The sequence below is a fragment of the Halorubrum sp. LN27 genome (genome assembly GCF_016635065.1).
Classification (GTDB): domain Archaea; phylum Halobacteriota; class Halobacteria; order Halobacteriales; family Haloferacaceae; genus Halorubrum; species Halorubrum salipaludis.
Genome location: NZ_JAEPET010000001.1, coordinates 2,004,249 through 2,030,637, shown reverse-complemented (window position 1 = coordinate 2,030,637; position 26,389 = coordinate 2,004,249). Strand labels below are relative to the sequence as shown.

27 protein-coding genes and 2 tRNA genes are annotated in these 26,389 nt (G+C 71.1%); 17 read left to right on the top strand and 12 right to left on the bottom strand.

The window, feature by feature from the left end; all coding sequences use genetic code 11:
• Window positions 1-67: 67 nt before the first annotated feature.
• Together JIN95_RS09890 and JIN95_RS09885 are read right to left on the bottom strand one after the other, a co-directional pair.
• Window positions 68-991 carry a 16S ribosomal RNA methyltransferase A gene (locus JIN95_RS09890; RefSeq protein WP_200531337.1) on the bottom strand — a complete coding sequence of 308 codons (924 nt, stop codon included), beginning with the start codon at window positions 989-991 and terminating at the stop codon, window positions 68-70.
• A gap of 706 nt (window positions 992-1,697) precedes the next feature.
• Complete coding sequence (locus JIN95_RS09885) at window positions 1,698-2,276, bottom strand: DUF655 domain-containing protein (protein WP_095637388.1); 579 nt, start codon at window positions 2,274-2,276, stop codon at window positions 1,698-1,700.
• 114 nt (window positions 2,277-2,390) lie between these two features.
• Here JIN95_RS09885 and JIN95_RS09880 point away from each other — a divergent pair, with 114 nt between their 5' ends.
• The 3 genes from JIN95_RS09880 to JIN95_RS09870 are packed head-to-tail and all read left to right on the top strand — an operon-like array spanning window position 2,391 to window position 4,380.
• Entirely contained in the window at window positions 2,391-3,260 is an 870-nt protein-coding gene (locus tag JIN95_RS09880) for a YqcI/YcgG family protein (protein ID WP_200531336.1), read from the top strand.
• Window positions 3,253-3,837, top strand: a complete 585-nt coding sequence (locus JIN95_RS09875) for a cysteine hydrolase family protein (protein ID WP_200531335.1) — start codon at window positions 3,253-3,255, stop codon at window positions 3,835-3,837. The genes JIN95_RS09880 and JIN95_RS09875 overlap by 8 nt, the downstream gene beginning before the upstream one ends.
• 36 nt (window positions 3,838-3,873) lie before the next feature.
• Window positions 3,874-4,380 carry a hypothetical protein gene (locus tag JIN95_RS09870; RefSeq protein WP_200531334.1) on the top strand — a complete coding sequence of 169 codons (507 nt, stop codon included), beginning with the start codon at window positions 3,874-3,876 and terminating at the stop codon, window positions 4,378-4,380.
• 34 nt (window positions 4,381-4,414) lie between these two features.
• Here JIN95_RS09870 and JIN95_RS09865 read toward each other — a convergent pair whose 3' ends face one another.
• Window positions 4,415-5,989: an MATE family efflux transporter gene (locus tag JIN95_RS09865; protein ID WP_234699193.1), complete on the bottom strand. Its 1,575-nt coding sequence runs from the start codon at window positions 5,987-5,989 to the stop codon at window positions 4,415-4,417.
• 202 nt (window positions 5,990-6,191) lie between these two features.
• Between JIN95_RS09865 and lipA the strand changes: the two genes are divergently transcribed.
• The 5 genes from lipA to JIN95_RS09840 all read left to right on the top strand — a co-directional run bounded on the left by lipA (window position 6,192) and on the right by JIN95_RS09840 (window position 11,508).
• Complete coding sequence (lipA, locus tag JIN95_RS09860; RefSeq protein ID WP_200531333.1) at window positions 6,192-7,130, top strand: lipoyl synthase; 939 nt, start codon at window positions 6,192-6,194, stop codon at window positions 7,128-7,130.
• 161 nt (window positions 7,131-7,291) lie between these two features.
• Window positions 7,292-8,413 carry a branched-chain amino acid ABC transporter permease gene (locus tag JIN95_RS09855; RefSeq protein ID WP_095637393.1) on the top strand — a complete coding sequence of 374 codons (1,122 nt, stop codon included), beginning with the start codon at window positions 7,292-7,294 and terminating at the stop codon, window positions 8,411-8,413.
• Window positions 8,410-9,747, top strand: a complete 1,338-nt coding sequence (locus tag JIN95_RS09850) for a branched-chain amino acid ABC transporter permease (RefSeq protein ID WP_200531332.1) — start codon at window positions 8,410-8,412, stop codon at window positions 9,745-9,747. Before JIN95_RS09855 ends, JIN95_RS09850 begins: the two co-directional genes overlap by 4 nt.
• Entirely contained in the window at window positions 9,740-10,642 is a 903-nt protein-coding gene (locus JIN95_RS09845) for an ABC transporter ATP-binding protein (protein ID WP_095637395.1), read from the top strand. Before JIN95_RS09850 ends, JIN95_RS09845 begins: the two co-directional genes overlap by 8 nt.
• A complete protein-coding gene (locus JIN95_RS09840; protein WP_234699192.1) occupies window positions 10,639-11,508 on the top strand; it encodes an ABC transporter ATP-binding protein in 870 nt (289 codons plus the stop codon). Before JIN95_RS09845 ends, JIN95_RS09840 begins: the two co-directional genes overlap by 4 nt.
• 534 nt (window positions 11,509-12,042) lie before the next feature.
• Here JIN95_RS09840 and prs read toward each other — a convergent pair.
• Window positions 12,043-12,897 (bottom strand): ribose-phosphate diphosphokinase, encoded by an 855-nt coding sequence (prs, locus tag JIN95_RS09835; RefSeq protein WP_200531331.1) that lies wholly within the window; start codon window positions 12,895-12,897, stop codon window positions 12,043-12,045.
• Between the two features lie 149 nt (window positions 12,898-13,046).
• Between prs and JIN95_RS09830 the strand changes: the two genes are divergently transcribed.
• Window positions 13,047-13,697, top strand: a complete 651-nt coding sequence (locus JIN95_RS09830; RefSeq protein WP_095637397.1) for an HVO_0476 family zinc finger protein — start codon at window positions 13,047-13,049, stop codon at window positions 13,695-13,697.
• A gap of 129 nt (window positions 13,698-13,826) precedes the next feature.
• On the opposite strand, the gene fer is transcribed toward JIN95_RS09830, so the two are convergent.
• Entirely contained in the window at window positions 13,827-14,216 is a 390-nt protein-coding gene (gene fer / locus JIN95_RS09825) for a ferredoxin Fer (RefSeq protein WP_095637398.1), read from the bottom strand.
• Window positions 14,217-14,385: 169 nt separating this feature from the next.
• On the opposite strand from fer, the gene JIN95_RS09820 reads away from it, so the two are divergent.
• Both JIN95_RS09820 and JIN95_RS09815 read left to right on the top strand, forming a co-directional pair.
• Complete coding sequence (locus tag JIN95_RS09820; protein WP_095637399.1) at window positions 14,386-15,255, top strand: CheF family chemotaxis protein; 870 nt, start codon at window positions 14,386-14,388, stop codon at window positions 15,253-15,255.
• Window positions 15,256-15,404: 149 nt separating this feature from the next.
• Window positions 15,405-16,313 (top strand): hypothetical protein, encoded by a 909-nt coding sequence (locus JIN95_RS09815; RefSeq protein ID WP_200531330.1) that lies wholly within the window; start codon window positions 15,405-15,407, stop codon window positions 16,311-16,313.
• 30 nt (window positions 16,314-16,343) lie between these two features.
• On the opposite strand, the gene JIN95_RS09810 is transcribed toward JIN95_RS09815, so the two are convergent.
• Together JIN95_RS09810 and psmA are read right to left on the bottom strand one after the other, a co-directional pair.
• A complete protein-coding gene (locus JIN95_RS09810) occupies window positions 16,344-17,225 on the bottom strand; it encodes an MOSC N-terminal beta barrel domain-containing protein (protein ID WP_200531329.1) in 882 nt (293 codons plus the stop codon).
• A 107-nt stretch (window positions 17,226-17,332) separates the two neighbouring features.
• On the bottom strand, window positions 17,333-18,133 hold the full coding sequence (gene psmA, locus JIN95_RS09805; RefSeq protein ID WP_200532140.1) for an archaeal proteasome endopeptidase complex subunit alpha: 801 nt from the start codon (window positions 18,131-18,133) through the stop codon (window positions 17,333-17,335).
• Between the two features lie 230 nt (window positions 18,134-18,363).
• Between psmA and JIN95_RS09800 the strand changes: the two genes are divergently transcribed.
• Genes JIN95_RS09800 through JIN95_RS09790 form a run of 3 tightly spaced genes read left to right on the top strand, consistent with a single transcriptional unit; the run spans window position 18,364 to window position 21,708 of the window.
• Window positions 18,364-19,767 carry a hypothetical protein gene (locus JIN95_RS09800; RefSeq protein ID WP_200531328.1) on the top strand — a complete coding sequence of 468 codons (1,404 nt, stop codon included), beginning with the start codon at window positions 18,364-18,366 and terminating at the stop codon, window positions 19,765-19,767.
• Window positions 19,760-20,500 (top strand): ABC transporter ATP-binding protein, encoded by a 741-nt coding sequence (locus tag JIN95_RS09795; protein WP_200531327.1) that lies wholly within the window; start codon window positions 19,760-19,762, stop codon window positions 20,498-20,500. Before JIN95_RS09800 ends, JIN95_RS09795 begins: the two co-directional genes overlap by 8 nt.
• Window positions 20,497-21,708 carry an ABC transporter permease gene (locus JIN95_RS09790; protein ID WP_200531326.1) on the top strand — a complete coding sequence of 404 codons (1,212 nt, stop codon included), beginning with the start codon at window positions 20,497-20,499 and terminating at the stop codon, window positions 21,706-21,708. The genes JIN95_RS09795 and JIN95_RS09790 overlap by 4 nt, the downstream gene beginning before the upstream one ends.
• 35 nt (window positions 21,709-21,743) lie before the next feature.
• Here JIN95_RS09790 and JIN95_RS09785 read toward each other — a convergent pair whose 3' ends face one another.
• From JIN95_RS09785 to JIN95_RS09765, 5 genes are all read right to left on the bottom strand, one after another.
• Window positions 21,744-21,920, bottom strand: a complete 177-nt coding sequence (locus tag JIN95_RS09785) for a hypothetical protein (RefSeq protein WP_200531325.1) — start codon at window positions 21,918-21,920, stop codon at window positions 21,744-21,746.
• A 175-nt stretch (window positions 21,921-22,095) separates the two neighbouring features.
• Entirely contained in the window at window positions 22,096-22,671 is a 576-nt protein-coding gene (locus JIN95_RS09780; RefSeq protein WP_200531324.1) for a dihydrofolate reductase, read from the bottom strand.
• Window positions 22,671-23,699, bottom strand: a complete 1,029-nt coding sequence (gene thyA, locus JIN95_RS09775) for a thymidylate synthase (RefSeq protein ID WP_200531323.1) — start codon at window positions 23,697-23,699, stop codon at window positions 22,671-22,673. Before thyA ends, JIN95_RS09780 begins: the two co-directional genes overlap by 1 nt.
• 160 nt (window positions 23,700-23,859) lie before the next feature.
• Window positions 23,860-23,930, bottom strand: a tRNA-Gly gene (locus JIN95_RS09770).
• Window positions 23,931-24,042: 112 nt separating this feature from the next.
• Window positions 24,043-24,738, bottom strand: a complete 696-nt coding sequence (locus JIN95_RS09765; protein ID WP_200531322.1) for an enoyl-CoA hydratase/isomerase family protein — start codon at window positions 24,736-24,738, stop codon at window positions 24,043-24,045.
• 59 nt (window positions 24,739-24,797) lie between these two features.
• Here JIN95_RS09765 and JIN95_RS09760 point away from each other — a divergent pair, with 59 nt between their 5' ends.
• The 3 genes from JIN95_RS09760 (at window position 24,798) to JIN95_RS09750 (ending at window position 26,384) form a co-directional block, all read left to right on the top strand.
• The gene (locus JIN95_RS09760) at window positions 24,798-25,463 is read left to right on the top strand and encodes a hypothetical protein (RefSeq protein WP_200531321.1); all 666 of its coding nucleotides are present in this window, start codon (window positions 24,798-24,800) and stop codon (window positions 25,461-25,463) included.
• Window positions 25,464-25,558: 95 nt separating this feature from the next.
• Window positions 25,559-25,630: transfer RNA gene (locus tag JIN95_RS09755), tRNA-Thr, on the top strand.
• 91 nt (window positions 25,631-25,721) lie between these two features.
• Entirely contained in the window at window positions 25,722-26,384 is a 663-nt protein-coding gene (locus JIN95_RS09750; RefSeq protein ID WP_200531320.1) for a hypothetical protein, read from the top strand.
• The last annotated feature ends 5 nt before the right edge of the window (window positions 26,385-26,389 follow it).

Below are 26,389 nucleotides of genomic sequence, written 5' to 3'. Positions count from 1 at the left end.
CCGGCGGCCGCACCGTCGGGACCTCGGGACTCGAACGCTGAGCGGGGTCGCCGGCCACGCCATCGGCTCAGGCCTCCGTCGGCGACCCGCGCTCGCGGGCCAGCTCGGCCAGCGCCGCGAACGCCGCCGGTTCGAGGTCGCCCGGGCGGCGCCGGAGCAGGTCCTCGTCGGCGGCGTCGACGACGGCCTCGGGCTCGTCCAGCCCGGAGATGTGGCCCGTGTTTCGGATCGCGTTCCGGACCGTCTTCCGGCGCTGGGTGAAAAGCGCCTTCACGAACCGGAGGAAGAACGCCTCGTCGCCGGCCTCGTACTCCGGATCGCGGGGTGTACACCGGACGACGGCGCTCTCGACGGCCGGCTGGGGGTCGAACGCCTCCTTCGGGACGCGCTCGACGATCTCCACGTCGGCGTAGTGCTGGGCGGACACCGACAGGCGGCCGTACTCCGACTCCCCCGCCGACGCCACCATGCGCTCGGCGAACTCCGCCTGAAACATCAACACGAGGGGCCGCTTCTCGGGGAACAGCCGGAAGGCGATCTCCGAGGAGACGCCGTACGGGAGGTTCGCGACGCAGGCGGTGAACGGCGGGAGGTCGACGTCGAGGGCGTCGCCCTCGATCACGTCGAGGAGGCCGTCGTCGACCGCGGTCGCGAACTCCTCGCGGAGGAAGTCGGCGAAGACGCCGTCGCGCTCGATCACGGAGAGGTGACCCGGAGCGGCGGCGTCGGAATCGGCGTCCGGGTCGCCGCCCTCCGCGACGATCGCCGCCAGCAGCCGGTCGGTGAGCGCCCCCGCGCCCCCGCCGATCTCGAGGAGGCGGCTCGCGTCGGCGTCGTCGGGGAGGTACGCGGGGATCCGGTCGAGCACGCGGTCGTCGACGAGGAAGTGCTGGTCGCGGTCGGGGTTCGCGCGCTCCCCGGCCCGCCGGGCGAGCGCGTCGGGGTCGCGGTCCCCGTAGGCCGCGCCGGCGCCCGTCGATGAATCGGTCATGGCCGCGTTACTCCGCGGCTCCGGGTAAAAGTCCCGTTTCGGGTCGTCGCGGGCCGTCCCGACTGTCCGCCGCGAGGACGGGTCTGATCAGCCACAGAGATAGCGGCGATCGGTGGCGGGAGTGGGTATCGCAGATCGGTGGCGGCGAGACGGGATTTAAACTGCCAAGAGCGACGGCGACGCTCACTCATAAACCGATGTGCGGTGGCGTGCGCCTCCGAGCGTGCCGCCGAAGGCGGCCGCGAGGAGCACGCGCGAGGGACGCCGCGAGCGCAGCGAGCGGCGAGGCTGGGGAGGCGTGAGGCGCTGTGCGGTGCTGTGCGGGGCGGGACTCAAAGGGGCAGTGGAGGCATGAGACGCTGTGCGGTGCTGTGCGGGGCGGGACTCAAAGGGGCAGTCGCTGTGGGCGGCGCAGGCGACACAAGCACCGCAACGAGGGAGCGACAGCGACCGAGTGAGGCGCGCAGCGAGCGTGCGCCGCCCACAGCGACTGGGGCTTTGGAGGCCGTCACTCCAGAGTCGTCGATCACTTATAAACACCCGCCAGTACCACCACAATCTGACTTATAAACAACCAACCCATCGAAATGATTCACGTACTCCCGCTATCGATCGAGAGGCACGCGTCTCACCCAATCCGCCGGACGTCTGGCGCGTCGTACTCGCCCGCGAACGCCGCTGACCCCTCACCGAGACGCTCCCTCCCTCACTCCTCGTACCCGACGAACCGCCGGTACTTGAGGTCCTCCTCGCGGATCTCCTCGACGATCCGCTCGACGATCACCTCCCGCGGGCGGTGGAGACCGGCGACGCGCTCCGAAACCTCCGCGAAGCTCTCGAAGGGGCCGCGCTTCCGCTCGTCGAGCACCTTGTTCCGGAGCTGTTTGCCGATCCCCGGAAGCAGGTTGAGCTGGTGGAGCCGCAGGGTGATCGGCCCGGCCTCGTTGTAGAAGTCGACGAACCGCTCCTCGTCGGCCTCAACGATGTCCTCGACCGCGTACTCGATCTCGGCGGCCGCGTTCCGGGTGAGGTCGTCGAACGACACCTCGCGGTACCGGCCGACCCCGGGGCCGTCCAGCGCGATCCGATCGCTCACGGAGACGTCGGCCGCCTCGTCAAGCGCGAGCTCGTACAGCCGGAACGCGTCCGTCCCGAGCCCGTACGCGACCGGCGACTTCCGGTACTGCGCGCGGTCGTCGTCCGGCCGCCCGTTGGGCAACACGTCCAACAGGACGACCGCGGGACCGTCGTCCGCGTCGGGCGCGTCGGTTTCGGGATCGCTCATACGCGTTTTAGGTGTCCGCGCGGTGAAAAAACCGCGGGCGTGCGGCGGTGACGACCGGTCCCGCACGCCGGGAGCCGCCGAAAGCCAAAAGCCCGTCTGTGCCCCACGAACGGTATGAACGAGCCAGGCACCGAGGGCGTGCTGTTGGACCAGGAAGCGCTCCGCGGTCGGCTCGACGACGCGCCCGGGTGGCTCCGGGAGCACTACCGAACCTTCCGCGAGTCGATGCTCGGCGAGCGCGACGGCTCCCCGTTCCCCTGCTACTTCGGCATCGAGGTCGAGCGTGAGGGCGACCTGCTGTACGCCGCCTGCGAGTCGACGACCGACCCCGCCGCCCTGCTCCGGCTCCGCGACGTGCTCTCGGAGTACCTCGACACCTACGACGACCACGCCGACCGCGCACCGCTGGCGGTGTTCTTCCGACCGCCCGACGGAGACCCGGGCGAGGCGCACTACCACGAGCGGCTCTGGCACGTGCTGGAGTTCCTCCACGTCCACGACCCCGAGCCGTGGCCCGAGGACATCCCGACCGACCCCGACACCCCCCGGTGGGAGTTCTGCTTCGGCGGCGAGCCGCTGTTCCCGACCTCCCGCGCCCCCTTCTACGACGAGCGCAGGAGCCGGTACTCGCCGGTGGGACTGGAGATCACCTTCCAGCCGCGGGCGGTCTTCGACGGGCTCACCGCCGACACCGAGGCGGGGGAACGGGCCCGCGAGACGATCCGCGACCGGATGGGCGAGTACGACGGGGTCTGTCCCCACGCCGACCTCGGCGACTGGGGCGTCGAGGGCGACCGCGAGTGGCGCCAGTACCTGTTCCGCGAGGACGACGACGCGAGCCCGGACGCCTGTCCCCTGCGCCCGACCCGCGAGCACCCGAAGGCGCCGGACGCGCTGCTGGAGCCGGGCGCGTGGCGTCGGTTCGCCGGTTCGAGATCCGCCGACAGCGGCGGGGCGGTGACGGCGGGGATCGGTGATGACTGAGGCCTCAGTCCCGGGTGACGAGGCGGCGCTCCCCGACGACGCGGTCCTCCTGTTGATCGACTTCCAGACCGGATTCGACGAACCGGGGTGGGGCGAGCGCAACAACCCCGACGCGGAGTCGATCGCGGCCGAACTCCTCGACCGGTGGCGCGCCGAGGGACGACCCGTCGCGCACGTGCGACACGCCTCGACGGAGCCCGACTCGCCGCTGCGGTCCGACGCCCCGGGGTTCGCGTGGAAGCCGGAGACCGCGCCCGAGGCGGGCGAGCCGACCTTCGAGAAGTCGGTCAACGGCGCCCTCCTCGGCTCGGGGCTCGACGAGTGGCTTCGCGAACGGGGACACGAGTCGCTCGTCGTCTGCGGACTCACCACCGATCACTGCGTCTCGACCACGGTCCGAGCCGCGGAGAACCGCGGCTACGACGTTCGCGTGGTCGCCGACGCGACCGCGACGCACGCCCGAGCGACCCACGACGGCGACCGGATCGACCCGGAGACCTCTCACCGCGTCGCGCTCGCGCACCTGAACGGCGAGTTCGCGACCGTCGTCGAGAGCGGGGACCTGCTCGCGGACTGACCGAAAGCCCATATCCCTCCCGCGAGAACCGCGAGCGTGTTCTACGGAACTCCGAACTGCCCGGAGTGCGGGAGCCGCTTCCTCGTGAAATCGATCCGGATGAACGGGGGGTACGTCCCGCCGCCGGACCTGACCGTCTACCGCTGTTACCGGTGCTTCGCGAAGTTCACCGACGAGGACGTGGCGGCGGCCGAGGACGAGGTCGTGCCCGACGACGGGGGTCCGGAGAGGGACCGGCCGATCCGCGTCACCGATGTCGATCTCGCCGTCTCGCCAGCCGGCGAGAAACGCGCGGTCGACCGGTTCGCGGTCGCCCTCCGCAACGACGGCACCGAGCCGGTCCGAGTGGCGCGGGCGACGCTCGCGTTCGACGACGGCGAGGAGTCGGTCGCGCCGGTCGACCCCGTCGTCCTCGCCCCCGACGAGACGGCGACCGTCACGGTCACCCGCGACTGGCTCCACCCCGGCCAGGAGGCGGTGACGGTCCGGCTGTCGGGCGACGGCGAGACGGTCGGGTCGGTCCGGGTTACGGACCTCGACTGAGCCCGTCGCCGGCGGTCGGCGGCGATCGACCGCGTCAGTCGTCGGCCGCCTCCGCGGCGCTCCCGCTCGCGCCGTCGCCGGGGGCGTCGTCGGTGGTCGTGTCGTCGCGAGGCGCGGCGTCGCCGGACGTGTCGTCCCCGTTCGCGCCGTCCCCGCCCGCGTCGCCGCCGTCGCCGTCCCCGCTCGCGCGGTCGGCGGCGTTCGCGAACATGCCGCGCCGGGTCGTGTACAGGAAGTAGCCGCCCAGCCCGAGGAACCCGACGACGTTCGAGGCCGCGACCGCCCAGAAGACGGCCTCGACGCCCCAGCCGAGCCCGGGCGAGACGGAGACGCCGAACGCCCCGAACGTCGCGGCCGCGGGCACCGCGGCGACCGCGATCGGGAACCGGACCCCCCAGTACTTGACCAGGTCCGCGACGAACGAGGTCCGGGTGCGCGAGGCGCCGTTGAAGCCGGCGAGCAGGGTGTAGCTCCCGCCGAGCGCCCAGTAAGTGACCGCCAGGATCCGTAGGTACAGCACCGACAGCGACCGCCCCGCCGCGGTGAGATCGGGCGCGAGCAGATCGGCGATCCCCCCGGCGAACAGGAACTGGACGGCGCCGAGCGCGAGGAACCCGACGACGATCAGCTCGGTGCCGACGACCGTCGTCCGGCGGGCGCGCCGCGGGGCGTCCGCCCCGAGGTTCTGTCCGATCATCGACTGGGCCGCCTGCTGTACCCCGAGCGCGGGGACGACCGCCAGCGTGGCGACCCGCGCGCCGACCGTGTACGCCGCGACGCCGGCCGCCCCGCCGGCGATCGCGACCAGCCCCACGACGAGCACGCGCACCAGCTCGCTCACCCCGCGCTGGCCGCCGAGGGGAAGCCCGACTTCTACGACCTCGCGCACCGCACCGAGATCGACGGCGAACGCGTCGCGGGTGAGCCGGAACGTGTCCCGTCCGATCCCCGCCGCGTACGCGAGCACGTGGACGAGGCCGACGACGCCCGCGAGGACCGTCCCGAGGGCCGCGCCCGCGACGCCGAGCGCCGGGACCGGGCCGACGCCGAAGATGAGGACGGGCGCCGCGACGAGGTTGGCGAGGACGCTGGCGACGCTCACGTGGAGGACGGCGCGGGTGTCGCCGTAGGCGGTGAAGCAGTTCTCCACCGTGTCGCCGACCGCCCCGAGCGGGAGGACGGCGACGATGATCGCGAGGTACGTCGCCGTGGTGCCGGCCAGGGCGGGGTCCGCGCCGAGGGCCCGCACCAGCTCCTCGGCGTAGACGACGACGGGTATCGCGATCGCGCCGGTGACCGCGAGCGCGACGAGCGCGCCGTTGACCGCGACGCGGCGCGCACCCGCGTCGTCCTCGTCGCCGGCGCGCTGCGCGACGAGGATCTGCGTTCCGAGGGCGGCGACGACCACCGCCGCGCCCAGGAACGACTGGATCGGGAGGCTGAGCCCGACCGCGGCGACGGCGTCCTCGCTCACCCGCCCGAGCCAGAACGTGTCGACGAGGGCGTTCGCGACGTACACGAGGTTCTGCGCGACGAGCGGGGCCGCGAGCAGCAGGAGCACCCGGCCGACGGGCCCCCCGGTGATCGCCTCGCGGTCGACATCGAACATCGAATAGTTCCGTATCGGATTCTGATAATAAAAGCATACTGGTGTTAGATAGCATACGTCTCTCCGCGCCGGGCGCCGCGGAGCCCGCCGGTGGTCGGCCGGACCCGCCGCCGATCGATCGGATCCGCCACGCGGTCGATCGGAGCCGCCACGCGGTCGATCGGATCCTCACGTTTTTGCACCCGGCCGCCGTGGCTCCGGTATGCAACGCGGCCGTCGGAAGCCGGACTGGCTGAAGTCGCGTCCCCCGTCGGGCTCCCGGTTCACGGAGATCAAAGAGCGCCTTCGCGAGCGGGACCTCCACACGGTATGCGAGGAGGCGAACTGCCCCAACATGGGCGAGTGTTGGTCGGGCCGAGACGGGCCGGGGACTGCGACGTTCATGCTCATGGGCGACCGCTGCTCGCGCGGATGTAACTTCTGTGACGTGGAGACCGGCGGTATGGAGCCCCTGGACCCCGACGAGCCGGCGAACGTGGCGGACGCGGTCGCGGAGATCGGGCTCGACTACGTCGTTCTCACGTCGGTCGACCGCGACGACCTCGCGGACGGCGGCTCCGCGCACTTCGCCGAGACGATCCGGGCGATTAAGCGGCGGGACCCGGAGATTCTCGTCGAGACGCTGATCCCGGACTTCGGTGGCGACCCTGAGGCGATCGACCGGATCGTCGACGCCGGGCCCGACGTGATCGCCCACAACGTCGAGACGGTCGAGCGGCTCCAGTGGCCCGTGCGCGACCGGCGGGCCGGCTACGAGCAGTCGCTCGCGGTGCTCGACCGGGTCGACCGCGAGTCCAACATCCACACCAAGACGAGCCTCATGCTCGGCGTCGGCGAGTACCACCACGAGGTGTACCGCACCCTCGGCGACCTCCGCGAGGTCGGCGTCGACGTGGTGACGTTCGGCCAGTACCTCCGGCCCTCGCGCTCGCACCTCGACGTGTTCGAGTACGTACACCCCGACGTGTTCGACGTGTGGCGCGCGGTCGCCGAAGAGGAGTTCGGCTTCCTCTACTGCGCGTCGGGGCCGATGGTCCGTTCCTCGTACAAGGCGGGCGAGCTGTTCGTGGAGGCCATGCTCCGCGAGGGGCGCTCTCCCGAGGACGCACGGCGACACGCGCGCGCCGCGGGCGGCGACTGAGGCGGAGCGGGGAAGAGGGGGGACGGACCGCGGAAGACCGAGACGGATCGGCGAATTCCGACGTTCCGACAGCTGTCAGGCGTTTTCGAGGTATCGACTTTTGTCGGAACAGCGAGTTATTTACCTCTCCATAACTCACTCTGCGGCAGTGAGACGCACACATGGGAACAACTGAATCGTCGATCGTCGACTCGGCGCGGGCCCGGCCGGGGCTTCTTCTCGTCGCCCTCCTCGGCGGCCTGCTGCTCGTCGACCTCGCCGCGAAGCTCGCCGGGCTCTCCGTGGGCCCGGTCGGCGGGGCGCTCTCGGCCGATCGACTCGGCTCGAACCTCTGGAACGGGGTCGTGATCGGGCTCGTCGTCGGGCTCGCCGGCATCGGGCTCTCGATGACGTACAGCATCCTCTCGTTCGCGAACTTCTCGCACGGCGACCTGCTCAGCACCGGGGCGTTCACCGGCTGGGGGGTCGCGTTCCTGATCGCCGGGTTCGGAGACGTCCCGGTCCGGGCGCTGTTGAGCGTCCGGGACGCCGGGAGCGCGTCCGCCGGCGAGGTCGGCGCGCACATCCTCTCGACGCCCGTCGCGGTGCTCGCGGGACTGGTCGCGGCGTTCGCGATCACCGCGGCCGTCGCGCTGGCGCTGGACCGCGCGTTCTACAAGCCGATGCGGGACCGCGACGGGATCTCGATCCTCATCGCGTCGATCGGCGCCGCGCTGGTCGTCCGGTACGCGATCCAGTTCGTCTACGGCTCCGACCGGCGCGGCGTCACGGCGAGCGTCGACGCGTCGAACCTCGCGTTCGGTCCGCTTGGGCTCTCCGTCAACGCCCACGAGCTGACAATCGTCGTCGCCGCGATCGGGCTCATGCTCGCGATGCACTTCATGCTCCAGCGCACGAAGCTCGGCACCGCGATGCGGGCGATGGCCGACAACAAGGACCTGGCGCTCGTGACGGGGATCCCGGCCGAGCGCGTCGTCACCGCGACGTGGATCATCGGCGGCGGGCTGGCGGGCGCCTCGGGGTACCTCTACGTGCTGCTCCGCGGGACGATCCAGTTCGACTTCGGCTGGCTGCTGCTCCTCCTCATCTTCGCGGCCGTCATCCTCGGCGGGATCGGCTCGGTGTACGGCGCGATCGCGGGCGGGCTCGTCATCGGGATCGTCTTCACCACCTCGACGATCTGGATCCCCTCGGACTTCAACGAGGCCGCCGCCTTCGCCGTGATGATCACCATGCTCCTGTTGCGCCCCGAGGGGCTCTTCGGAGGTGTTTCGACCGCATGACCGACGCCTCGTCCTCGGGCGACCGGGACGCGCCGGCCGACGAGCGGCCGGAGAGCGCGACCGCCGCCCTGCTCGACGCCGCCAAGCGGAGCGACCTCGGGCTCGTGCTCGGGACGCTCCTCGTAGTCTACCTCGCCGCGACGGTGCTCACCTTCGCCGACGGTCTCAACAGCGTCGTCGGGCTGATGCGGACGCTGACGTTCCTCGGGCTCGTGTACGCGCTCGCGGCGCTCGCGTTGAACCTCCAGTGGGGGTACGCCGGGCTGTTCAACATCGGCGTGGCCGGGTTCATGGCGCTCGGGGTCTACACCATGGGGATCGTCGTCCGCTCGCCCGACCCGGCGTTCGGGCCGCCCGGGTTCGGGCTCCCGCTCCCGGTCGGCATCGCCGCCGGCATGCTGGTGGCCGCGGTCGTCGGCCTGCTCGCCGCGCTCCCGGCGCTCCGGCTCAAGGCCGACTACCTGGCGATCGTCACGCTCGGCATCTCGGAGATCGTCCGGCTGTTCCTCCAGTCGAGCGCGTTCGACACGTTCCTCAGGGACTCGCTCGGCGTCGGCACCGGCGGCGGCCGCGGCATGGGGATGCCGCGGAACCCCGTCCGCGACCTGTTCCTCGTCGACGGGCAGGCCGGGACGCCGACGGCCTTCGGCGAGCTCGTCTTCGGGGTCTTCGGCGAGGACGCGCTCGGGGTCTCCAACTCGATCCTCATCGACTGGGGGTACATCGCCGTGCTCGCCGCCTTCGTGATCGCCTTTTACGTCCTGCTGGAACGGCTCGGCCGGTCGCCGTTCGGGCGGACGCTCAAGGCGATCCGGGAAGACGAGCTCGTCGCCGACTCGCTCGGGAAGAACGTGGACCTGATCAAGGTGAAGGTGTTCGTCATCGGCTGCGCGCTGATGGGGCTCGTCGGCATCCTCTGGTTCGGCAGTCAGGGCAACGTCTCGCCGACGCCGCAGTTCATGCCCCTCCTGACCTTCTACGTCTTCATCGCCGTCATCATCGGCGGATCGGGGTCGAACGTCGGCTCGGTCCTCGGCGGGATCGTCTTCGCGACGGTCCTGTTCGAGGGGCCGCGCCGCGTCGGGGCGTCGGTGCGCGACGTCATCGACGCCGAGACGCCGCCGTCGTTCGCCGACGCGGTGGCCGCGCTCGACCCGACCGCGTTCCTCGCGTTCGCGACGGACAACGTCGCGCCGCTCCAGTTCATCCTCCTCGGGCTCATCCTGGTGTTCATCATGCACCGGCGCCCCGACGGGATACTCGGGGACCGGATCGAGACGGCCGCGGCCGTCGACCTCTCGGAGCGCCCCAGCGGGGGTGAGACCGATGAGTAGCGACGTTCCGGACGCCTCGGACGTCGCCGACGCGGCGGACGAGGTCGACGCGGCCGACGCGATCACCGACGAGCCCGAGGCGAACGACAGCGCCGTCGAGGAGGCGGCGAAACACGTCCCCTCGGGGGCCCCGCCGCTCCGTGTCGAGGGGCTCGTCAAGCGGTTCGGCGGGGTCACCGCCGTCGACGGCGCCAGCTTCGAGGTCGAACAGGGGTCGCTGACGGGACTGATCGGCCCCAACGGGGCCGGGAAGTCGACCACGTTCAACTGCATCACCGGCGTCCACGAGCCGACCGCGGGGTCGGTGTACTTCAAGGGCGAGGACGTCACCGGGCTCGAACCGTACCGGATGGCGCGGAAGGGGCTCGTCCGCACCTTCCAGATCGCCCGCGAGCTCTCGGAGATGACCGTCCTGGAGAACTTGATGCTCGCACCGAAGGGCCAGCTCGGCGAGTCGGCGATCCGGGCGGTCACGCCCGGCCTCCGGGGAGACGTCGTCGAACAGGAGGAGGCGATCCGCGAGCGCGCGTGGGAGACCCTCGACTTCTTCGAGATTGACCACCTCGCGACCGAACACGCCGGCAACCTCTCGGGCGGGCAGCGGAAGCTCCTCGAGATGGCGCGGGCGCTCATGACCGATCCGGAGGTGGTTCTGCTCGACGAGCCGCTCGCGGGGGTCAACCCCACGTTAGAGGAGAAGCTCCTCGACCGGATCCACCAGCTGCGCGAGGACGGCTACACCTTCCTCCTCGTCGAACACGACATGGACGTCATCATGAACAACTGCGAACACGTCATCGTCATGCACCAGGGCAGCGTTCTCGCCGAGGGGACCGGCGACGAGATACGGAACGACGAACGGGTCATCGAGGCGTACCTGGGGGAGGACGTATGAGCGTCGAGGAGGGCGAGACCGGCGACGAGCGCGTCGGCGAGAGCGGGACCGACGAGACGGCCACCGACGAGACCGTCGCGGACGACCCCGTCGAGTCGGACGGGACCGCCGAGTCCGACGCGACCGACGCCGACGCGGGGACGGCCCACACCCTCGACGGCGACGCCATCCTCCGGCTCCGCGACCTCGACGCCGGCTACGGCGACCTGCAGATCCTCTCGGACGTCGACCTCGACGTCGCCGACGGGGAGTACGTCACCATCGTCGGCCCCAACGGCGCCGGCAAGTCGACCGTGATGAAGACGGTCTTCGGGCTCACGACGTACATGGACGGCACCGTCGAGTTCGAGGGCGAGCCGATCCACGGGCTCGCGCCCGAGCGGATCATCCGCGAGGGGATCGGGTTCGTCCCGCAGACGGACAACGTGTTCCCGGGACTGAGCGTCCGCGAGAACCTCGAGATGGGGGCGTACATCCTCGACGAGGTCCCCGAAGACCAGATCGAGGCGATCTACGACCGGTTCCCGATCCTCCGGGAGCGGAAAGACCAGAAGGCCGGGACGCTCTCCGGCGGCCAGCGCCAGATGGTCGCGATGGGGCGGGCGCTCATGCTCGACCCCGATCTGCTGTTGCTCGACGAGCCGTCGGCGGGGCTCGCGCCGGACCTCGTCTCGGACATGTTCGACCGGATCGACCGGATCAACGACTCGGGGACCGCGATCCTGATGGTCGAGCAGAACGCGAAGGAGGCGCTACGGCGCTGCGACCGCGGCTACGTCCTCGTCAACGGCGAGAACCGGTACACCGACCGGGGGGACGTGCTGCTCGGCGACGAGGACGTGCGGAAAGACTTCCTCGGCGGATAGCTCGGTCGTCCGTCTTTCGGTTTGCGGGCGGCTCGTCCGGGGCGCCCCGTTCGTGATCGATGGCGGGAGTGGGTATCGCAAATTGATGCGAGCGATCTTGCATTTAAAAGGACATAAGCGACGGCGACGATCACCTATAAATGCCGTGCGGTGGCGCGCCCCGGTGAGCGGCCGCCCTCGGCGGCCGCGAGCCGACGGTGCGAGGGAGTCGCTGGCGACTACTGCCGCCAGCGACGAGGCTGGGGAGGCATGAGGTGCTGTGCGGTCGCGGTCGGGTGGGATTCAAAGGGGCAGTCGTGAGGCGGGCGGAGGCGACACAAGCACCGCAACGAGGGAGCGGTAGCGACCGAGTGAGGAGCGCAGAGAGCGTCCGCCCGCCTCACGGCTGGGGCTTTGGAGGGCTTCACCGCAGCATCATCGATCGCTTATAAACAGCCGACGGCAACAACTCAATCCGACTTATAAACAACCAGATCACCAACGTGCGAGACTTACTCCCGAACTCAATCAAGAACGACCGTATATCGGACGGGGTCAGTCGAGCGCGTCGGCGAGGACGGGCGCGACGCTGACGACGCTGCAGCCGCGTTCGAGGGTGTCGCTGCCGACGATGCGGTCGACGCCGGCGCCGCGGAGCTTCGTCACGGCGTTGGCCGCGAGCATCGGGTGGACGCAGGCGGCGAGCACCCGCTTCGCGCCGCGGTCGTTCAGGACGGCGACCGACTCGCTCATCGTCGACCCGGTGGCGACGATGTCGTCGACGACGACCACGTCCCGTCCCTCCACGGGCGCGTCCGACGGCGACACCTCGATCGCGCCCGTGTCGCGGTCGCGGTGCTTCTCAAAGTAGTCGGTCTCGCCCGCGCCGTACGCGTCCCGAACCGTCTCCGCGATGCCGACCGCGCCCTCGTCGGGCGCGAGGAACAGGGGGGAATCGAGGGCGGCCGGCAGGGGCTCCGCGAGCACGCCGGCGGCGTCGACCGTCTCGACCGGGGCGTCGTAGAAATCGGCGACGCCCGCCTCGTGGGGGTTGACGAGGACGACGCGGTCGGTCCCGGTCGATATCGCCCGGGCCATTGCCCGCGCCGAGACCGGCTCGCCGTCGCCGAACGACGCGTCCTGCCGGGCGTACCCCATGTAGGGGATCACCGTCGTCACGCGCTCGGCGCCGGCCTCGCGGACGGCGTCCTGGAGCTGGAGCAGTTCGACCCACGCCTCGTCGGAGTCGGTCGCGGCGACGATCACCGCCTCGTCGCCCGCGAAGTCGGGGACCGCCGCGAGCCCCTCCCCGTCCGGGAACCGGTCGTAGGTCGGGGTCGCCAGCGGCCGACCCGTCTCCTCGGCGAGCGCGGCCGCGAGCAGCTGTGAGCTGGATCCGGGTACGATCATGGGCGTCCGTTCCCCAGACACCGATAAACCAGTTTCCTTACTCGCCCGCCTCGGAGTCCGATCGGCCGCCGATCGAGCCCCACGCGAGCGTGTGACGCACCGCGGCCACAGGGGCGGATATTTACGCGAGCGGCGGATACGACGCCGTAATGACCGAAACCGGAGACCGAGTCGGTCTCGTCTGCCCGTCGTGCTCGTCGGGCGAGGAGACCGTCCACGAAGTGTTGCGCCCCGGCGGGCAGGCGACCGTTCGCTGTACCGAGTGCGACCACACGCACAAAGCCGAGATCCCCGAGGAGGAGACCGTCCGGCTGACCGTCGTCGTCTCGCAGGACGGCGAGTCGTTCTCGACCGAGATGGACGTGCCCGCCGACACCTACGTCGCCACGGGCGAGGAGTTCGTCGTCGACTCGCCCGACGCCCTGATGCAGGTCCGGGTGACCGGGATCGAGGTCGGCCCCGAACAGCGCGTCGAGGAGGCCGACATCGAGGCCGTCGAGACGCTGTGGACCCGCGCGGTCGACAACGTCTCCGTCCCGGTGACGCTCCACCCGAAGGACGGCAACGCCGACCAGACGCGCTCGCTGCAGGTGAACGTCCCCGGCGACTACGAGTTCACCGTCGGCGAGACCGAGGTCTTCGGCGAGGAGGAGTTCACCGTCGAGGGCGTCCAGATCCGCGAGGACGCCCCCGAGTACCGCCACGAGAAGCTGGACCACGAGGGCGACTTCGCGTACGCCAAGGACTGCAAGCGGGTGTACGCCCGCGACGAGAGTCTGACGGCGTGGTCGGCCTGGTAGACCGAAGCGGGAGTCTCGGGCGAGCGGTCGCTGTTCGGAACGAGTCCTTCGAAAAAACGGTGGCACCGATGGGGGCGACCCACATCGAACACCGTCTGTAAGTACGACCGCGGCGTGGTCGGAGCGGCGTTAGATGACGCGGTTCTGCAGGTAGTCGAGGTGTTTCGCGTTGTAGACGATCTTGACCTCGTCCGTCGCCGGGCTGCCGATGCAGGTCAGGCGAACGTTCTTCTCTTCGACCTCCTCGTCGGAGAGGATCTGCTGCATGTCCATCTCGATGTCGCCCTCCTTGACGATGGAGGCGCAGTTCGCGCAGGCGCCGGCGCGGCACGAGAAGGGCCAGTCGTAGCCCTGGGCCTCGGCGGACTCGAGGATGTACTCGCCCTGATTCACTTCGAGGGTACCGTAATCCTCGTCGTCGAGGTCGGCGTCGGCGGCCTCCTCGAACAGGTCGTCGTCGTCCATCGACCAGCCGTGGTCGTCGAGCACTTCGTAGTTGAGGTATTCTACTGTGGGCATCACCCGGCGGTTTGATGCCCACCTCATTAGGCTTTGCTGTTCCGCGTTTTTCTCGGACGATCGCCCACCCCGAACGCCCGAACACGTTCGTTCTCCATCTGTCGGCGTGTTATCACGAATGATACGTCAGGAGAAACAGTAAATACCGGAGAGCCGCAAGCAGAGTCCGATGGAAGAGTCCGTCGTCGCCGACTTCGTCGGCCGCGTCCACACCTCCGACCTCGGAAGCGGCGAACCCGTGACGGGCCGCGTCCTCCTGAGCCAGCGCCGGCTCGTGCTCGCCACCGACGACGGGAAGACGACCGTCCCCCTCTCGAAGGTGTTCGACATCGTCGTCGGCACCGTCCCCGGCGACCTCCAGTCGTTTTTCAGCGACAGCGTCACCGTCGCGTACGATCGAGACGGACAGCGGGGCACCGCCCTCGTCGAGGGAGAGCCGGACGACATGGAGCGGTTCACTCGACTGCTGTTCAAGGCCCTGTTGCGCGGCGTGACGGTCACGGTCCGCCACCCGGCGAAGCTCGGCGGCCGCGTCACCGACGCGTCCGACCACACCGCGTCGATCAGCCTCTCGCCGGGCGCGATCGGCTTCGCCGACTGCCCCGAGCCGTTCGAGGTCGACCTCTCCACGGTCATCGACTACGAGCGGACCGACCGCACGATCGCCGGCACGAAGCGTCCCGCGCTCGTGTTCCGCCACGTCCCCGAGACCCAGACTGTGACGTCGATCGCGACGGTCCCCGACAAGCGGATCTTGAACGTGCTCGGCCGGTACATCAAGCTGGAGTACGACGAGGTGATGGAGGACGTCGAGGCGTTCGATCCGACGGAGGAGCAGCTGGAGATCCTCGTGTCGATCTACTCCGCCGGCGGCGAGGCGAACATCGCCGACGTGATCACCGGCGACGTGGCGCAGACGGAGATGGTCCTCGACACGCTCCGCGAGGAGGACCTCGTGGTCGACGGCGACGCGGGCGCCGCGCTCACGCGGAAGGGCCAGATGATCGTCACCTCGTACATGGAGTCGGTCAACTCCTAGCCGGCCCTCCGGGCCCGGCGCCCTACTCCTCGCGCCCCGCGCCCCGCTTCCCACACTCCGCGCCCCGCTCTCCGAGAGACGCCGGGAGCGACCCGCGCTGGACCCCGAGCGGGGGAAGTTTCATGGCGATACGCGTGTAGGTAGTTCACATGACAGACGACCACCGCGGGCGGTCGACGCGCCTCGACGCCGCGGTCCGCGATCGGGGGATCGACGCGCCGGCCGACTCCGCTTTGGCCGACGCGTCCGGTCCCGACTCGGGGCCGCGGGTCGCGCGGGTGCCCGAACAGCACGTCCATGACACCTTCTCCGTGGAGGGGATCGACACGAAGCGCCGAGAGGGGCTATTGGAGGCCGTCCTCCGCGACCGCGACGGCGTGAGCGCCGCGTCGGCGACCGCGCGGAACGGCACCGTCGGCGTCCACCACGACCCGTCGGTGTCCCGGGACGACATCCGTGAGACGCTGACGGCGTGCGGGCTCGTCGTCGACCCCGCGGACCGGGCGTTCGAGGCGCGGCGGGCCTCGCAGTTCGCGTCCGCCCGCGTCGCTGTCGCCGTGCTGTTCGGACTGATGGTCGCGACGCCGTACATCGCCGTGTTGTACCCGACCCGCATCGAGTGGTTGTTCTACGATCCGATGACGGTGTCGTACCTGCAGTCGCTCCTCGACTCGCGGATGGCGACGCACTTCTTCGTCAACCTCGGCGCGCTGTCGGGGATCGCGTTCCTCGTCGCCTGCGCCCCGCGCATCCGCCGGGCGCTCGGCGCGCTCGCGGAGGGGCGGCTCACGACCGACGCCCTCTTCGTCGGGGGCGTGGCCGGGTTGTTCGCCTACAGCACCGCCGCCGCGTTCACCGGCTTCGACGGGACGGTCCACTACGACCTCGTCGCCTACGCGGTCGCGGGCGCCACCCTCTGGGCCCACTTCGGCGCGGCCGACCCGGCCGCCGAGGACCACGGGGCGGCGGAGTCGGCCGGAAGCGCCCCCGACGCCGAGGTCGCGGAGGGCGAACTGGCCGACGGCGATCCGGTGGCGATGACCGACGGCGGTCAGTAGTCGGCCGTTCCCGACGTACTGTCCCCCTTTTCAGTTCCCGCCGTTCGGCTCCGGCTCGACGCCCTCGATCGCGACCGCGTCGCCGACCGCGAGCGTCGAGCCCCACTCCGCCTCCGGGACGACCGTGTTGACCATCAGCCGGAAGTCGTGGTCGAACCGGTCGCCCTCGGTCCACGCCGGCCGCGTCTCGCGGCGCTTCCGGATGAACGTCTCGCGGAAGCCGTCGATCGGCTCGCCCGTGTCCGGGTCCCGCGAGGGGACGACGCAGCGCTGACACGGGTTGACGCCGAACAGCTCGCCCTCTCCGACGGAGACGCGCACGGCCTCCCCGTGGTCGGCGAACAGCCGGTCCTCCCAGAACGCCGGGCAGTCGTCGAGCACGACGCTGGGGCGGAGCCGCCGCCGCATCTCCGTCGCGTCGTCGACCTCGTCGAACCACGAGGCGACCGCCTCCAGCGTCGCCCGCGAGACGACGGTCGGTCCCGGCGCCGCCCGGTCGTCGGGGAGCCCGCCGTCCGGCTCGCGGACCAGATCGACCGCGTAGCCGAGGTACTCGCCGACCCACGCCTCCAGCGCCTCGCGGTCGTCGGGGAGCGTAAACGTTTCCTCGTCCGCGGCGGCTCCCGTCTCCGGACGCGCCGGCCGCGAGAGGGTCACCGCGGTCGGCGTCGCGTCCGTCGGGCCGGCGACTTCGTAGGTCGCCGAGAGCCCGTGGACCGCCGGCTCGCTCTTCCCGTTGACGTAACCGCCGTCGCCGCCGACCGAGGCCGCGTGCGGGTCGACGCCCGCCTCGACGAGCGCGTAGGTACGGTCGCCGCGGAGGGCCCCGTTCGGGCCGATCTCGGCCCGTTCGAGTGCCACCCCGTCGTTCGACTTCAGCGGGTACGCGACGAGTTCCGCGATGCGTGCCATATCCGCGGTTCGGCAGGCGGCGACAAAAGGGTCCGGGAGGCGGGAAAAGCGAATGACGAGCGGGAGGAAGCGGAGAAAGCGGAGAAAGGCGTCGAGAGACGAGGAGGTTACTCCTCGTCGTCGGTGTCGTCGGTGTCAGCGTCCGCCTCGCCGGCGTCCGCGTCGTCGCCCTCCTCGTCCTCGTCGCCGACCGTCAGCCCGGCGGCCTCGAACGCCTCGGCGACCTCCTCGACCGGGAGGGTCCGGTAGCCGTCCGCCTCGGTGACCGTGGCGACGGCCAGGTCTTCCGGCTCGAACTCGTCGTCGTGGGCGGCGAGCGCGGCGATGCCGAGTTCGACGCCCGCGTCGAGCGAGAGCCCCTCGGTCCACTCCTCTTCGAGGTGGCCCTGGATGTCCTGACGGCCGCCGCCGATGACGGTCGCCTTCCACTCGTTCGGGGTGCCGGAGGGGTCGGCGGCGAACAGGCGCGGCTCGCCGTTGTCGATGCCGCCGATGAGGAGCGCGGCGCCGTACGGCCGAGTGCCGCCGCGCTGCGTGTTCTCCTGGATGTGGTCGGTGACGAACTTCGTCAGCGTCTCGACGCCGACGGGCTCGCCGTAGCGGAGGCGGTTCCCCTGCGACTGGCGGCGCGCGAGGTCGATCAGCTGGCGGGCGTCGGCGACGTGGCCGGCGCTCGCGGTGCCGAGGTGGTCGTCGAGCTTGTGGAGCTTCTCGATGCTCTCGGCCTCCATCAGCGTCGAGGAGGCGCGGGACATCGCGACGAAGACGACGCCGTCGGCGGTCCGGACGCCGACGCTCGGCGCGCCGCGCGAGACCGCCTCGCGGGCGTACTCCACCTGATAGATCCGTCCGTCGGGCGAGAACAGCGACGTGCCGCGGTCGTACGCCTGCTGGTCGTTGCCGCCCATCATCGTCGATCACCCGCTCTCGCGGTGTCGCGCTGGCTCATTACCCGTTCTTATACCGGACGGTTGAAAAAGCAACCGTAACCGGTACGCTCGGATCGGGACCCCGCACCCTATCCGTCCGCGTCGACGCCGGAGAGATCGCCGCGGAAACCGCCGCCGCGCTCGTCGTCTGCGACGGGTCTTCGATCCCCGCCTGCGACGGATATATCCCCGGGACTCCCCTAAGAGGGGTGACATTGACACCCACGAGAACCACAGCCGCGCTGCTGGCCCTGCTGGCGCTCCTGGGGGCCGTCGGCGCGGCCGCGGCGGTGCCCGACGCCCGGATCGCGATCGACGGGGTGGACGTGAGTTCGAGCGAGCCCGCCGTCGGCGAGCGGACGGCGCTGAACGTGACCGTCTCGAACTCCGGCGGGAGCCCGGCGGCGGCGGACGTGACGAGCGTCCGGCTCATCGACGCGGACGGCGGCGACAACGGGGGCGCGGACCGCGATTCCCGCGACGAGGCGACCGCGGTCGGGGCGCTCTCGGCGGGCGACGCGACCGACGTGGTCCTGTGGACCCGCTTCGACGAGCCGGGCGAGCACCGGCTCACGGTCGAGGTCGTCGCCGAGGGGGAGGCGACCGACGGCGACGACGGGGAGACCGTCACCGTGACGCGTGACGTGGTCGTCGACGTCCAGCCGGCCGAGGTCGCGCTCGACGTGCGGGCCCGGGCGCTCTCGCCGGAGGACCTCCGGAGCGACGAGGAGGACCAGAGCGCCGGCGGGATCGGCGTCGACGGCATCGAGGGGGTCTTCGGCGGCGGGGGCGGCGGGCTCCAGTCGTCCGCTGACGACGCGGCCGAGTCGGTCCGATCGGCGGACTCGCCGGTGGCGGTGACCGTCGTCAACACCGGGACGTCGACCGCCGACCGCGTGCACCTGACCGCCGTCGGCACGCCGGTCGAGGCTGGCAGGGGAGATGACGGCGACGCCGGGGAGTCCGACGCGGCCGACCCGACCGTCGAGGCCGGCCCGTTCGTCGTGGAGGACGTGGCGCCGGGCGAGGAGCGGCGAGTGATCGTCGACCTCGGTCCCCTCGACGAGCGCTCGGACGTGACGGTTACGGCGGCGTTCCGGTCCGAACTCGACGCGCCCGCCGGGGCCGGCGCGAACCGGACGGCGACCTCGTCCGTCCGGTACCCGACGCGCGAGGGCGCCCCGACCGTCACCGACGCGACGGTCCGGACAACCGAGGGCGGCGAGGTGGTCGTGGACGCGAACCTCGGCAACGCGGGCACCGGCGAGCTGGAGGGGGTCGTCGTCTCGGTCGCCGGCGCCGAGGGGGTCGAGCCGACCCCGGCCGGCCGGGAGTACTTCGTCGGCGGCGTGGGGGCGGGCGACTTCGTCGCCTTCGACCTGCGGACGACGGCGAACGCCTCCGTCGCCGACTCGGTCCCGATCCGGATCGCGTACACCGAGCGCGGCGTCCGGTACACCGAGACCGCGACGGTGGCGCTCCCCGAGTCGGGCGACGGCGGCGGAGGCGGCTCCGGCGGCGTCGGGACGCTGGGGGCGCTCGGGATCGTCGGACTCGTCGGCGGCGCGGGCGTCGCGGTCGTCGGGAGCGCGGTCCGTCGACGCGATGTATAGCGTCGAACTGCGCGGCGCGACCAAGCGGTACCCCGGCGCGGGCGCCGAGCCCGTCGTGGCGCTCGACGACGTGGACTTCGCGGTCGAGCCGGGGGAGTTCGTCGCGGTCGTCGGCCCCAGCGGCTCCGGGAAGTCGACGCTGCTCAACGTGCTCGGGCTCCTCGACGACCCGACCGACGGGTGGCGCCTGCTGGACGGGACCGATGTGACCGAGCTCACCGTCGGCGAGCGCACCGCGGCCCGCAAGGAGTCGATCGGGTTCGTCTTCCAGGACTTCCACCTCCTGCCGACGCTGACCGCGGTCGAGAACGTCGCGCTCTCGACCGCGTTCGACCCGGGGGACGCGAGCGACCGCGCCGCCGACCTGCTCGGCCGGTTCGGGCTCGGCGACCGGCTGGACCACGAGCCCTCGGAGCTGTCCGGCGGGCAGAAACAGCGGGTCGCCATCGCCCGGTCGCTCATCAACGAGCCGGCGGTGCTGCTCGCGGACGAGCCGACGGGGAACCTCGACACGGAGACCGGCGAGTCGATCCTCGCCGAGTTCGAGCGCGTGAAGGAGGAGGGGGTCGCCGTCGTCGCCGTCACGCACGACCCGCTGGTCGAGGAGTACGCGGACCGTGTCGTCGAGCTCACGGACGGGGTCCTAGAGGGCGGGATCCCGGGCAGGGACCCCCCGGCCGAGGGGCCTTCGGACCGGGACGCCGACGCGGCTCTCAGACCGGGGGAACGATGACGGAGGGATCGGGGGGCCCGGAGCCCGGCGTGGGCGGCGGAAGCGAGGGCGCCAGGGGCTGGCTCCGGGGCTGGCGACCCGCCGTCTCGATGGCCGCGCGGAACCTCCGGCGGAACCGCGTGCGGACGATACTCGCGGTCCTCGGCGTCTGTATCGGCGTGCTCGCGGTCGCGGGGCTGGGGATCTTCGGGAACGTACTCGCGCTCGGCGCCGACGACGCAATCGGCGACATCGGCACGCAAGTGGTAGTCTCGCCGAACGCGGACGCCGGCGTGGAGTCGCTCTCGGCGGCCGACGTGGCGGCGATCCGCCGCGCCGTCGACGATCCGGCGGTCGGCGACCCGGCCGTCGTCCCGCTGTACTCCGACAACGCGGTCGTCGAGGGGCCGAGTTCACAGACCTTCGCGACGGTCTACGGCGTCGAGGAGCCGGGGCTCGCGTTCGAGGCCGCGGAGGGCAGGCTCCCGGACCGCCACAGGCAGGGGGCGATCGTCGGCGCGGGCGTCGCCGAGGACCTCGGCCTCGGGGCGGGCGACACCGTCGGGATCGCGGGGTCGCAGGTCCGCGTCGTCGCGGTGCTCGCCGAGAGCCAGACGTTCAGCCCGGTGGCGCCCGACGACGCCGTCTTCCTCCCGGAGTCGGCGTTCGCCGCCGACGGCTACGCGCAGGCGCTGGTCGTCGCGGAGTCGGGGGCGACCGCGCGGGCCGCCGCGGACGCGATCCGCGAGGAGGTGAACGCCCGGGAGGAGCGCGTCGACCTGTTCGAGCTGGCGGCGCTCGTCGACGAGATCAACGACTTCTTCGATCTCTTGAGCACGTTCCTCCTCGGGCTCGGCGCCATCTCGCTCGTGGTCGCCGGCGTCTCGATCCTCAACGTCATGCTGATGAGCACGGTCGAGCGCAGACAGGAGATCGGCGTGATGCGCGCGGTCGGCGTGACGCGTCGAGACGTGTTGCGCGTGCTGTTAGCGGAGGCCGGGCTTATCGGCGCGGCGGGCGCCGCGGCTGGGACCCTGTTGACCGTGCTGCTCGTCGCCGGGCTGGTGGCCGCGACGCCCGCGGTCGACGCGGCGCTCGTGCTCGACCCGACGAACGGCTACTACCTCCTGTTGGCGCTCGGCTTCGGCGTCGGCGTCGGGATCGTCAGCGGCGCGTATCCGGCGTGGAAGGCCGCGAACGAGCGCCCCGTGGAGGCGCTGCGGAGCTGATTCGGACTCCCACGAGCCTCGATACGGCGGGGCCGTCACCCCGCCCAGCCGGCCCGCATGTCGTCGGTGACGCGGTCGCGCCACGTCTCGAACGCGTCGCGACACTCGGGCTCGGCCTCGACGTGGCGCATGAAGCCCGCGCCGGGCGACGCGAGTGTCGCCCCGCAGAACGGACACCGTTTGGGCTCGATCGCGGTTTCTGACAGTGCCATGTGAACACACAACACGATGTGGCGTGAAAAATGTTTTCTCGATCGCTATTTCGCGAAGACAGTAGCCGAAACTCTGTGGTTAACGGGGATTGCTGACTGAATAGCCAGAAATAACCAGATTTGATTCCAACCTAGCAGACTTCGATCTGCCAACGGGCAGGGGAGTCGGTCCCCTTCAGTCGACGGTTCGCTCGTAGGTGACGAACGCGAGGTCGGCGGCGTCGGTTTCGTCGTTGTCACCGGTCCCGACGACTTCGCGTTCCGCCTCGGCCCACTCCTCGGGGTCCCAGTCCGGAAAGCGCGTGTCGCCGTCGGGGCGCTCGGGGACCTCGGTCAGCACCATCCGGTCGGCGCGGTCGAGGAGCTGCTCGTAGACGGTCGCGCCGCCGATCACGTAGACCGCGTCGACGCCGCGCTCGGCCGCGTCGGCGGTCGCGAGGTCGACGGCCTCCCCGACGTCGCTCGCGACGACGGCGCCCTCGGGGAGATCGAGATCGCGCGTCGTCAGCACGACGCTGGTGCGGTCAGGGAGCGGGCCGCCGATCCGGTCGGCGATGCTCTCGTAGGTCGTCCGGCCGACGATCACGGGATGCCCCGTCGTGAGCCGTTTGAAGTGCGCCAGGTCGGCCGGGTAGTGCCACGGCATCCCGCCGCCGTCGCCGATGACGCCGTTTTCGGCGACCGCGGCGACGACGACGAGGTCGATGGCCGCGACGCCGGACGCCTCGCCGTCGGACGCGTCCCCGACCATCACTCCGCGACCGCGAACGAGATGCCGTCCGCGGAGTCGTAGTCGACGACCTCGATGTCCTCGTAGGTGAGCTCGTCGAGCGGCACGTCCGCGATCTCGATCCGTGGGCGCTCGCGCGGCTCCCGCGAGAGCTGTTCGAGCAGGCCGGGGACGTGGTCGTACCCCTCCTCGCCGTCGGCCTCGTCGGGGGCCGTGCGCTCGACCCAGCTCTTCACGTCGAGGTAGTCGGCCTTGCTCTCGACGTTCGCGAGCCGGTCTTGCACGTACGGGAGGTTGTTCGCGTACCACTTCCCCCGTTCGCCGCGCCCGCAGTAAACGTGGGCGTCGACGACGGTGTGACCGAACTCGCCGACCTCGAACCCCGTCCGCTGCGCGAGCGCGTTCGCGAGCAGCGCGTAGGCGGCGATGTTGAACGGGACCCCGAGCGCGATGTCCCCCGAGCGCTGCGTGAGGTGGAGGTTGAGCCGCCCGTCCTGTACGTTCACGACGAAGGTGTAGTGACACGGCGGGAGCGTCGAGACCGCGGCGTTGGCGGGATGCCACGCGTTCACGACCATCCGGCGCGACTGCGGGTTCTCCGCTAAGGTGTCGAGCACGTACTGAATCTGGTCGAAGGTCCGGCGCTCGGCGCCGTCCGGTCCCTCCTCGACGGTCACCCAGCGGTGGGCGTCCTCGGGCCACGTCTCCCCGGGAAGCGCGTCGACGCCGTCCGGCACGGGGAACCGGCGCCAGAAGCGGCCGTAGGCGGTGTCGAGTTTGCCCTCCTCGTCGGCCCACGCGTCCCAGATCTTGGTCTCCTCGCGGAGGTTCCGGATGTGCTCCTCGCCGGAGAGGTACCAGAGCACCTCGTGGATCAGCGAGTTCCAGCGGTAGCCGTCCATCTTCTTGGTCGTGAGGAGCGGGAACCCCTCCGCGAGGTCGACGGTGTACTGCCCGCTGAACGTCGCGATCGTGTCGACGCCGGTCCGGTTCGGCTTGTACGTGCCCGTCGAGAGGGTCTCGTCGACGAGATCGAGGTACTGTTGCATGGTGGATCGGACTCTCCGCGCACTCGCCGGAGAGACGGGTTTACGTGTGCAAACGAACGGGCGAACCTAACCGTGACGGTTGCCGGTGGGTCGGTACGCCGGAGTCGTCGCGAGCGGTTTGAGAGCGAGGTGAGACTACCCGGCTAGGCAGTTCGCAAAATGCACCGGCCGAGATTTGAACTCGGGTTGCAACCATGGCAAGGTTGCGTGATACCACTACACTACCGGTGCGTGCTTCGCATTCGCTGGTTAGTCGGAGGATTACTTAAACCTGTCACATCCGACCGACCGCAAGAAGACGGGCCCGGAGACCTCGGATGAGGGGATGAGTTCCGAGGCGAGACTACTCCCCGCGCGTCGCCGCGATATCGTCGGCGTGTTCGGCTACGAGCTCGGCGAAGGCGGTCGCCTCCGCGCGCTCCTGTGCCCCGTCGTCGCGGCGGTCGCGCACCCGGCGTTTGATCGCGCGAAGCGCGTCCGGCTTTCCGCTTGCAATCTCGTCGGCGACCTCGCGCGGGTCGTCGACGACGCGGGAGACGAGCCCGGTCCGGAGCGCCTCGTCCGCGTCGAGCACGCGCCCCGAGAGCGCGAAGTCGAGGGCGTCGCCCTCGCCCATGATTCGCGGCAGACGGACGGTCCCGCCCCACGCACCGAACAGCCCGAACTGGACGCCCGGCTCCGCGAACGTCGCCGCGGGCGTGGCGATTCGGAGGTCAGCCGCGAGCGCGATCTCGACCCCGCCGCCGCGGGCCGCGCCGTCGATCCCGCAGACGACGACCGTCTCGGCGCCGGCGATCGCCTCGGCCGCGCGCTGGCCCGCGCGGGCGAACGACTCCGGATCGTCGAGCGCGGCGACGACGTCGAGGTCGGCGCCGGCACAGAACGCCTCGCCGGCACCGCGAAGGTAGGTCACAGGCGCGTCGGCGTCGGCGACGGCGGTGCGGAGCGCGGTCAGGTCCTCGGGGCGGAGGGCGTTGCGGCGCGCGGGGCGGTCGATCGTCACGACGCGGATCCCGTCGTCGTCTCGGGTGCGGATCACGGTCGCGTATCCCGTTCGTTTCCAAAGGTCTTTGCCCCTCGATCGACTACCGTTACGTAATGGACGATGCCGCGCGAGCGCGTGACGCCGCGTCTGAGGCGCTCGCCGACGTCGAGCCCGACGAGCTGCGTGAGGCCCTCGAAGACCGGATCGCGAACGCCGCCGTGACCCCGGGGGTGCTGGCGCTCGTCACCGCCCGCGCGGTCGACCCCGAGGTCGACCCCGACGCGGTGGTCGACCGGGCCGCCGGCGTCCAGCTCATCTACGAGGGCCTCCGGCTCACCCGGTCGGTGGCCCACGAGGAGCCGTGGGTGACCGCGCCCACGCAGGAGTCGGACATCGACGCCGACATGGACGTGCTCACCGCCGACGTGCTCGTCTCGCGCGGGTTCGCCCTGCTCGCGTGCACCGACGCCGCCGCGGCCGCGGTCGAGGTCGTGCGCGCGTTCGGCCGCGACCAGACGCTCCGGGACCGCGAGGGGACCGACCCCGCCGCGGCGACCGCGCTCGACCGGAACCTGGAGATCGACGCCCTCGAGCTCGCGGTCGTCGCCGGCACCACCGCCGTCGGCGGCGACCCGCCCGAGGAGCTGTTGACGTACGCCCGCAACCTGGCGGCCGACTACGACGGCGAGTTCCCGCCGCCGGGGCGCGCGCTCCCGGAGACCACGGCCGACCGGATCGCCGACATCTCCGACCGCGCCGTGAGCGCGACCGATCGCTGAGTCGCCCGACGGCGACAGGGCGGTGTGTGTCCGCGTGACGGGTCGCCCCCGAATCGAAACCCATAAAGTCGAATCCGGTCAACGACTGATTGCGTGCCTGGGTAGCTTAGCGGTAAAGCGCGTCCTTGGTAAGGACGAGACCCCGAGTTCAAATCTCGGCCTAGGCTCTTCTCTCATTTCCGCTTGAACAGCCCCGGCTTCGACTCGCTCCCGCCGCCGGCCGCAAGCCCGATATCCGTCGCCCCCGATCCCTCGACAATGACCTTCGCCGACCTCTTCGACCGAGCCGCCGAGTACGACGCGGACGCCGAGGCGGTGAGCGCGGCGCTGGCCGAGCGACGATCGGACTTGGACGCCACCGAGGCCGAGGGCGACGCCGAGACCCTCCCGCCCGTCGACCCCGAGCCGAGCCCCGCCCGTGTCGTCGCCGACGCCGACGTGCTCGCGGCCGACCTCCTCGTCGGCGGGGCGGCCCGCGAGTCGCTCGACGCGCTGCGCTCGCACGCGTGGACGACCCTCGTCGCCAGCGACCCGCTCCTCGACGACGCGGCGGCGGTGATCGCCGCGCTCGCAGACGACGAGTTGGCGGGCGACTGGCGCGACGCGGTCGCGGCGTGGCGCGAACCGGTGGCACAGCCCGCGGGCGACCACCCGGCGCTGGCGTCGGCGTACCGCGGCGGCGCGATGCAGGTCGTGAGCTTCGACCCGTCGCTCACGGGCCCGCAGGCCGCGGCGGGCCTCCGGGACCGGATGGCGGTGAGCGTCCGGGAGCCGCGGGCGTTCGCGACCGTCTTCTCGCCGGCGGGGCTGTACCCGGAGGCCGTCGGCGGGGAGTATCCGGGTCCCGACCGCGACCCGCGCTCGATGGAGCCGGTGGAGGGCGGTGTCGACGGACACCCCGACGCGGACCAGCACGGATAAACCGC